Here is a 1,433-nt window from a genome sequence, read left to right as displayed (position 1 = left end):
GAGAAGCTGTCCAGCGGCTTCCGGATCAACCGCGCCTCCGACGACGCGGCCGGCCTGTCGATCTCCGAGGGCCTGCGCTCGCAGACCAGCGGCCTCAAGGTCGCCGTCCGCAACACCCAGGACGGCATCAGCGTCGCGCAGACCGCTGAAGGCTCCCTCAACGAGTCGACCGCGATCCTGCAGCGCATGCGTGACCTGGCCGTTCAGACGTCGAACGCCGGCTCGATGGACGCCGACGCCAAGGACGCCGCGAACAAGGAGCTCCAGCAGCTCAACCAGGAACTCGACCGGATCGGCAGCACCACCTCCTTCGGCAAGGCCAAGCTCCTCGACGGCTCCTTCGGCGCCACCGCGAAGACCACGGGAACTGCCATGGGAGCTGACGGCGCAGCGTCCGCAGCCGCGGTAGCGGCTCTGTCGGAAACCGCCGGCGCTCCCCCCACCGCGGGCTCGCTGAACACCGCCGACACCACGTTCCAGATCGACGATCTTGAAGGTGTTACCGGCGCCAACATCTCTGTCACCATCAAGGCCTCCGACATCAAGGCCGGCGCCAGCGCCCAGGACATCGCCAAGGCTGTCAACAACGGCATCACGGCCGCCCTCAAGGGCGCGGGCTACCAGGGCAACGAGCTCCAGATGACGGCCAGCACCGACGCTGCGGGCGTCTCGACGTTCAGCATGTCCGGCGTCGGGGACTTCAAGCTCTCCGGCGGCGGATCGAACCTCGATGCTCTTGGCATCACCAGCGGTGGCACGGTCAACGTCGACCCGCACGCGACCACGCCGACCGGCACCGGAACCGCAATCAACAACGGCAACACCGGCCGGTTCCAGGTCGGCGCGAACGCCAACGAGCGGATCGGCATCAGCATCGGCGCGATCGACTCCAAGACGCTCGGCACCGCCAGCCTCGACCTGACCGCCAACGGTGGACCCGACGCCGCGATCGCCGCGATCGACAAGGCGATCCGCTCGGTCTCGGACACCCGCGCCAACCTCGGTGCCTATCAGAACCGGTTCGAGCACACCGTCAACAACCTCAACGTCGCGGTCGAGAACCTCTCCGCGTCCGAGTCCCGCATCCGCGACACCGACGTCGCCGCGGAGATGGTCACCTTCACCCGCAACCAGATCCTGACCCAGGCCGGCACCTCCATGCTGTCCCAGGCCAACCAGTCCGCCCAGGGCGTCCTCTCGCTCCTGCGCTGACGATCGAGCACAACTGAATCAAGCAACCGAAGGGGCAGTCGGCACACCAGCCGGCCGCCCCTTCCGGCTTTCTCCGGCCCGGTGGAAAAGGCCGGAAGAATTCTTCGGGGAATCCTCGTGGTGGCGGGGCGGTCGCCGATGAGAGTGGCGCAACGCCACGGCTCACGGATGGGCCGGTCAGGACCCCCGTCAAGGAGGAACAACTCATGGGTCTTCGCATC

The 1,433-nt window shown here is 67.3% G+C and carries 1 protein-coding gene; it reads left to right on the top strand.

What is annotated here, in order from left to right; all coding sequences use genetic code 11:
- On the top strand, nucleotides 1-1,212 hold a 1,212-nt coding region (locus CHC09_RS44830), incomplete at its 5' end, for a flagellin N-terminal helical domain-containing protein (protein ID WP_089299362.1).
- Between the last annotated feature and the right edge of the window lie 221 nt (nucleotides 1,213-1,433).

Origin of the sequence: Actinoplanes regularis (genome assembly GCF_900188005.1) — a bacterium.
Taxonomy (GTDB): Bacteria; Actinomycetota; Actinomycetes; order Mycobacteriales; family Micromonosporaceae; genus Actinoplanes; species Actinoplanes regularis.
Note: the sequence above shows the minus strand (reverse complement) of the source record. Positions and strands in the feature narration are given on the sequence as shown.